Here is a 7,692-nt window from a genome sequence, read left to right on the forward strand (position 1 = left end):
AGGGATGCCAATCGGCATCCCTTTTCTAAGCCGACATTCGAAAGTCATCGAAGCTTGTCCGACGTTCCTTTAGAGCGCGTTCATCTCGCTCATACGGCATAACGGGCTTGGCGGAAGTCGTTGGCGCTTTCGGCTAGGGTAAATCGACTCAAGTATTTGTAGGTCGGCAATCCTTTGCCGACGAACCCGTTGCCCTAACGGCGGCGTCGGGAAGGGCGGCTTCGGCGCTCCAATCGCAAACGGGATTCCCGACCTACTCGCGAGTTCCCGTACGGTAGATATGAAAATGCTTTAGTTTTTCCAAACCCGGCGACCGAAACCGCAGCAAAAGGGCTTCCGGGAAGTCCCGAGCCTGGGAGGGTGGATGAACCCCGCTGCGCTTACCGCGGTCTATTCGATATAGGGCCATCCGCCCCCGACCTAGATTATTTACCTCGCGCCGAGCAATTCTCCAAAACGCATGAAAATCTATAACCTCTTCCCGCGGCTCGCGGGTCCTTTGAATCGTTGGAAGCCGCATCTGGAAAGAGCGGCGGATATGGGATTCAACTGGATCTTCGTCAATCCCGTCCAGAAGCTCGGACGATCCCGCAGCCTTTATTCCATCAAGGATTATTTTCAAATCGATCCGTGGTTGCTGAATGCCCGCTCTTCCAAATCGCCGGAAGAACAACTGCGCGAGATCGCAAGTCAAGCCGAAAGCCTGGGGCTCGGCATGATCGTCGATTTGGTCATCAATCATTGTGCCTATGATTCGGCTTTGCTCAAGCAGCATCCGGAGTGGTTCGTCAAACAAGGCAGGCGCATCGCCCACCCGTTCTGTATGCATGAAGGAGAAAAGGTCGTCTGGCGCGATCTCGCGCAATTCGATCATCAGCATACGTCCGATCCGGAAGGTCTGTACCGTTACTGCCGCGAAATCGTCGAATACCTGGTCGGCCTGGGCTTTAAGGGACTGCGCTGCGATGCGGCTTACCAGTTGCCCAGCCGTTTCTGGGCACGGCTCATCGAAGAAACCAAACGGGCGCACCCCGAAACCGTATTCCTGGCCGAGACCTTGGGCTGTAGTGCCGATCAAACCCGGGAAACCGCGCAAGCCGGTTTCGACTTTATCTTCAACAGCTCGAAATGGTGGGATTTTTCCGGCTCCTGGCTGATGGATCAATACCGGCTCACACGTGAAATCGTACCGTCCGTCAGTTTCCCCGAAAGCCACGATACGGCGCGCGCATTCGCGGAGTTCCAGCAGAATGTCGATGCGGTCAAACAGCGCTATTTCTTCTCGGCGCTGTTTTCCGCCGGTGTGATGATACCCATGGGATTCGAATTCGGCTTCCGAAAGCCGCTCCACGTCGTCGATACCACGCCTGATGACTGGGAAAAAACGGATATCGATTTGACCGGCTACATCAAACAGATCAATGGAATCAAGAGTCGGCATCAGATATTCGATGAGGAGAGCGCCACGCAAGTGCTCGACCATTCCAATCCGGAAATCTTGCTGATGCGAAAAACCGCCAGCCGGAAGCGTAGCGAGGCATTGATCATTATGAACAAGGACGCTTGGAATCGGCAGAATTTCTTCTCCGACAATCTGTACCATCTTGTTCAAAGCGAACCGCCGCTGTTCGATGTCTCGCCGGAATGGCCCCTGGATTACTTGCCGACGCCTTTCCAGTTCGAGCTGACACCGGGAATGGGACGGGTCCTGGTAACGCAGTGACGCTCTCTGCCCGCATCGAAAGTGCAACCAAAGTAACGCAAAATGCGGGCTGACCGGTGGAGAGGCCGATCTTCGGCAATCATTCCATCCAATAATCCGTGGCCGTCATCACCCCGATTTCGCGACGCACAGGCCACCCGAGTAAATAGGCTAACTCCTAACTTGAGCCGACATGGCGTTTTTTTCGAAACCCTGGATCGCTTAAACTAGCCTTGTCGAGTTCATGTTAGGCAACCGGACGCAACCTCATGACCCAAAAGACCCCGCCTCAAGATAAGAAAGTAAACGCTTCCGAGTCCCAAAAAGGAAAACCCGGAAAAGCCATGGAGAAGCCCGCGACAAAGGAAAAATCCCAAGCCAAGGCCACTCGATCCAAAGCTGCAAACGCGCGTTCGCCGTCGGAGACCTCCGTTGTTCGCGCGAAGCCTTCTACGAGGTCCAAGACTCCGGCATCCGGGAAAGCAGTTCGCCACGAGCCGGAGAAAGAAACCGTTTCCCTCGCGGCAGCCATGGCGCCGGCCGAAAAAATCGCGCCCAAAGCTTCAGGGAAAAAGCCGGAAAAAGCCGAACCGGAAGTGAAGCTGGTTAGCGCGAAGCTCGGTCGGGCGGATCAAAAGAAGCCGGTCGAACTCGCTTCAGCCGAATCTCCCGCGAAAGTTACGGAAGCTGAGGCATGGTCACGACATTCAAAGAAATCAGAGGACTCTGACGAAATACCGCCCGCTCCGATTTCTGCCGCCGATTCGCCGTCAGCACCTGAGCCGATAGCCCCCGAACGCCTAGAGACTGCGGAGCTATTGCCCTCAGAGACAGCTAGTGCAATTCCGGCTCCGACGCCGACGCCAGAAGAGTTCCGTCCCTTGGAGAAAATGCCCCCGCCCGAACCGGAATCCGTGCCGGTGGAACCGGAACCGCGATCAGCGTCGCAGGCTCAGCTCGCGCCTGAACCCGAACCGATGCCACACCAGCCTGTTTCAGCGATTCCGTCGATGTTTATCGTTCAGATCACGCCCGAGCTCGCGCCCGTCGCCAAAGTCGGCGGCCTCGCCGATGTCGTGTTCGGACTCGGCAACGAACTGGAAATCCGCGGCAATCACGTCGAAATCATACTGCCCAAATACGATTGCCTACGTTACGACCATATCTGGGGCCTGTGCGAAACCTACAAAGACTTGTGGGTGCCCTGGTACGGCGGCGCCATTCATTGCACCGTCTATTTCGGATTCGTGCATGGCCGCAAGTGCTTCTTCATCGAGCCGCATTCCAGCGACAATTTCTTCAACCGCGGCTGCATTTACGGCTTCAACGACGACGTTCTGCGCTTCGCGTTCTTCACGCGGGCGGCCATGGAGTTTCTCTGGAAATCCGGCAAGAATCCCGACATCATTCATTGCCATGACTGGCAGACGGCGCTGGCGCCGGTGTTTCTGTTCGAGATCTATAAATTCCTCGGCATGACCCACCCGCGGGTGTGCTTCACCATCCACAATTTCAAGCACCAGGGAGTCACCGGCGCGCAAGTGCTCCACGCGACCGGCCTCAACCGGCCCGAATACTATTTCCATTACGACCGGCTGCGGGACAATTTCAATCCCCATGCGATCAATCTGATGAAAGCCGGCGTGGTCTATTCCAACTTCGTGACGACCGTTTCCCCGCGCCATGCCAGCGAAGCCAAGGACCAGGGCCAGGGTTTCGGCCTTGAACCCACGCTGCATATCCACCACGTAAAATACGGCGGCGTCGTCAACGGCATCGATTACAACGTGTGGAATCCGGAAATCGACCATCATATCGCGCAGCGCTACGGCGTCGACAACATCGAGGAAAAATACAAGAACAAGAAGGCGCTGCGAGACCGCCTGATGATCGCCGACAACGAAAAACCGATCGTCGCCTTCGTCGGCCGGCTGGACCCCCAGAAAGGGCTGGAACTCATCCGCCACGCCATTTTTTATACGTTGCACCGGCGCGGCCAGTTCGTGCTGCTGGGCTCCAGTCCGGACGGACAGATCAACAGCTATTTCTGGAGCCTGAAACACCAACTGAACGATAACCCGGATTGTCACATCGAAATCGGCTTCAACGAGGAACTGTCGCATCTCATCTACGCCGGCGCGGATATCATGCTGGTGCCGAGCCAGTTCGAACCCTGCGGTCTCACCCAGCTGATCGCCATGCGCTACGGCACCGTGCCCGTGGTGCGGGAAGTCGGCGGCCTGGCGGACACGGTATTCGACAAGGATTATTCGTACAAGCCGCTGAACGAGCGCAACGGCTATGTGTTCAGGGATTACGATTACAGCGGGCTGGAATCGGCGCTCGGACGGGCGTTGAGCTGTTACTACGACTATCCCGATCACTTCCGGGAACTGATGAAGAACGCCATGCGCTACGATTTCTCGTGGAAGAATCCGGGACAGGATTACCTCAATATCTACGACCTCATCCGCGAGAAATAAGACTCGCTCGGCAAGACCCGGACGATTATTAACCCGGCCTATAAATATAGGCCGGGTTAATCCGGGGCAGGGATGCCCCGGCGCGGCGACAAGCCGCGTGAGCCCAGGCCGGGCGTGTACCGGCCTGGGCGGCGGCCCGAAATACCAGGAGGGTATTTACGGGTCTGATTAATAACTCAAGATCGCGAAAGCTCGAGCGGCTTGATCAATACCTTGGAGGCGCGTTGGAGGCTATAAGATGCCCGACGCGCCTCGGGCAAATCGGCAGTGTTCGCCGGTTCGAAACCGCGTTCCCGGAACCAGTGCGCCGTTTGAGTGGTTAGCGCGAATAGCCGATTCAGATGCAGGGTGCGGGCCTTCGCCTCCAGATATTCGAGCAAACGCTCGCCCCGCTTTTCGCCGCGGTAGTCGTCATGGAGCGCGAGGCAGGCCAATTCTCCCATCCGTTCTTCCCGGAACACATGCAACGCGGCGCAGCCGATAATCAGTCCGTCCCGCTCGATCACCACGAAATCGTGGATATCGGTTTCCAGCCGTTCGCGGGAGCGCGGCACCAGTACGCCGGCTTGCTCGAGCGGCGCGATAAGATCGAGTACCCCCGCAACGTCCTGAACCTTCGCCGGGCGCATGGTTTCGAACGGCGTTCGGCTAATCAGCGTTCCGATACCGTCTCGGGTGAACAATTCGAGCAGTACGGCGCCGTCGATGTGGCGATCGAGCAAGTGAGCGCGCTGTACACCTTCGCGACACGCCCTGACCGCAGCTTTGAGGTGCGGAATAACCTCCTTGTTCGCTAAGGCGCTTTCGTCTTTCAGCAATTCCTCGGCCTCGCCGGTGGTAAGCTGCCGAATCAGCTTCCCGTCGGAACTGGAGATGCAGTCTTGTTCCGTCAACAGCAGCAGCTTGTCGGCCCTGAGGGCGATGGCGGCCGATGTCGCGACCTGTTCGGCATTGAGGTTGAACACCTCGCCGGTGGGCGAGTAACCGATCGCGGAGAGCAACACGATATCGCCCCGGTCCAGTGCTCCGCGAATCCCGTCGACATCGATGCGCCTCACTTCTCCGGTGTTCTGGAAATCCACGCCATCCCGAACGCCCACCGGCTTTGCCGCGACGAAATTGCCCGAGGCTACCCGGATACGCACACCGGCCATCGGCGAATTGGCTAGGCCTTGCGACAACAATGCCTCGATTTCCACCCGAACCGTTCCCGCAGCCTCCTTGACGCATTCGAGCGCCGTTTTATCGGTGATGCGAAGCCCTTGATGATAATTCGCCTCGACGCCACGGAATCTCAGACGGGCGTCGATTTGGGGGCGAATCCCGTGCACCAGAACCAGGCGCACGCCCAGTCCGTTGAGCATGGCGAAATCGTGGATCGCGTTCGGGAATCCGCTATCGGCAACGGCTTCCCCGCCGAACGACACGACGAAGGTTTTTCCCCTATGAGCATGGATGTAGGGCGAAGAATCGCGAAACCAGCGAACGAAAACGTCGGGAGAAGTCGATGAAGGCATTTTCCGCTCAAGCCTCGGGCCGGATGCAAAACCGTTCGATCAAACGGCTCAGGATATCGGTTCCTGCACGGATATGAGTCATCGGAAGATACTCGTCGGGTTGATGGGCCTGTTCGATATGGCCCGGTCCCATGACGACGGTTTGCAGCCCGAGCCGTTTCAGAAACGGGGCCTCGGTGCCGAACGCGACGGCGCCGGAATCGTAGCCGCTCAATTCCTCGCAACACCGGACGATTTCCCCGTTGGCATCGCTCTCGAACGGCGGCAATCCCTCGAACATGCGGCGGATTTCGAGGGAAAGCCCATTGGCTTGGGCCAATACCGGCTCCAGCCGTTTTACCAGCTTCTCGTGCAAATCCTCGAGCTCCATTCCCGGCAACGGGCGAATGTCGATCTGGGTTTCGCAGTGCGCGCAAATGCGGTTGGGATTGTCTCCGCCGTGGATAGAACCGAGATTCAGCGTCGGATAATCCACTTTGAACGCCGGATTGCGGTGCCGAGCCCTGAGCTCGGCACGGAAAGCCAGCAATTCCGACAGTACGGCGTGCATGCCTTCGATCGCGTTCGCGCCCAAGGAGGGATCACTCGAATGCCCGGCCTTTCCCCTCACCACGATGGATTCGAGCATGACGCCCTTGTGCATGCGGATCGGCTTGAGACCGGTAGGCTCTCCAATGACGGCATAACGCCCGAGTTTCACATTGTCCGCTACCAGGGATTTCACTCCCGACATCGAACTTTCTTCGTCGGCGGTCGCGAGAATGACCAACGGATGTCGAAAGTCCTTGGCTTCGAAGCGGTTTGCCGCCTCCAAGGCCAGCGCAAAGAAGGATTTCATATCGGCGCTGCCGAGGCCATAAATACGACCATCCTTTTCCACGGCCTTGAAAGGGTCCGAAGACCATAATTCGGGATCGCAAGGAACTGTATCGGTATGGCCTGACAGGACTAGTCCGGTGGGATCCTCGCGACTGCCCAGGGTTGCGATCAGATTGGCTTTGCGATCGCCGATAGCACGGATTTCGACAGAAAAGCCCAGTCCGCCCAGCCACTCCGCCAAAAGATGGATGACCGCAAGATTGCTTTGGTCATAATGGGGATCGGTGCAACTGACCGAGGGGCGCTCGATGAGCGCCCCGATCATTTCGAGCGTTTCCGGAATGGCCCGGTTCACGGCCTTAGATGTCCTCCAAATTCATATCGGTTACCGCGCCTTGGGAGGCGGAGGATACGAGCTTGGCGTACTTGGCGAGCACGCCTTTGGTATAGCGCGGCTTGGGCTGGCGCCATGATGCGAGCCGCGAGCGGATTTCATTCTCGCCGAGGTGCAAGGTGATTTCACGCCCCTCGGCATCGATGGTAATGGTGTCGCCGTCCCGAACGATCGCCAGAGGACCGCCCGCATAGGCCTCGGGGGTAATGTGACCGACGACGAAACCGTGGGTGCCGCCGGAAAACCGTCCATCGGTGATGAGCGCCACATCCTTGGCCAAGCCCTTGCCCATGACGGCGGAGGTGGGCGAAAGCATTTCGCGCATGCCGGGACCGCCCTTGGGTCCTTCGTAGCGTATGACGATGGCATCGCCTTTCTGCACCGTCCCGTCTAAGATCGCCTTCAGGGCCAATTCCTCACAGTCGAAGACCCGCGCCTGCCCGGTGAAGGAAAGCCCTTCCTTTCCGGTAATCTTGGCGACGGCGCCCTCGGGTGCGAGATTGCCTTTCAGAACCACTAAATGGCTGTCTTTTTTGATCGGGCTGCCAAGAGAACGTATGATCTCCTGCCCATCGGGGTAAGGCCGCACATCGGCCAAGTTTTCGGCGAGCGTCCTGCCGGTGACGGTGAGACAGTCGCCATGCAGAAGCCCCGCGTCCAGCAACATCTTCATCAAAGGTAAGATGCCGCCGATTTCGATCAGTTCCGCCATGGCGTAGCGTCCGCTCGGCTTGAGATCGGCCAGCATGGGTACTTTCTCGCCGATGCGGGTGAAAT

At 57.8% G+C, this 7,692-nt stretch carries 5 protein-coding genes; 2 read left to right on the plus strand and 3 right to left on the minus strand.

Features of this window, described 5'->3' with window-relative positions; genetic code table 11:
• Positions 1 to 460: 460 nt before the first annotated feature.
• Together ABJK70_RS17120 and ABJK70_RS17125 are read left to right on the plus strand one after the other, a co-directional pair.
• A complete protein-coding gene (locus ABJK70_RS17120) occupies positions 461 to 1,723 on the plus strand; it encodes an alpha-amylase family glycosyl hydrolase (protein WP_156879636.1) in 1,263 nt (420 codons plus the stop codon).
• Positions 1,724 to 2,712: 989 nt separating this feature from the next.
• Positions 2,713 to 4,185, plus strand: a complete 1,473-nt coding sequence (locus tag ABJK70_RS17125; protein WP_347258561.1) for a glycogen synthase — start codon at positions 2,713 to 2,715, stop codon at positions 4,183 to 4,185.
• Between the two features lie 176 nt (positions 4,186 to 4,361).
• Here ABJK70_RS17125 and argA read toward each other — a convergent pair whose 3' ends face one another.
• The 3 genes from argA to ABJK70_RS17140 form a co-directional block, all read right to left on the minus strand.
• Positions 4,362 to 5,702, minus strand: a complete 1,341-nt coding sequence (gene argA / locus ABJK70_RS17130; protein ID WP_077730399.1) for an amino-acid N-acetyltransferase — start codon at positions 5,700 to 5,702, stop codon at positions 4,362 to 4,364.
• Positions 5,703 to 5,709: 7 nt separating this feature from the next.
• A complete protein-coding gene (gene argE / locus ABJK70_RS17135) occupies positions 5,710 to 6,876 on the minus strand; it encodes an acetylornithine deacetylase (RefSeq protein WP_347258562.1) in 1,167 nt (388 codons plus the stop codon).
• A gap of 4 nt (positions 6,877 to 6,880) precedes the next feature.
• Positions 6,881 to 7,692 (minus strand): dihydroxy-acid dehydratase (locus ABJK70_RS17140; RefSeq protein ID WP_347258563.1); only part of this gene is annotated, 812 nt, incomplete at its 5' end.

Source organism: Methylocaldum sp., assembly GCF_039794385.1.
Taxonomy (GTDB): Bacteria; Pseudomonadota; Gammaproteobacteria; order Methylococcales; family Methylococcaceae; genus Methylocaldum.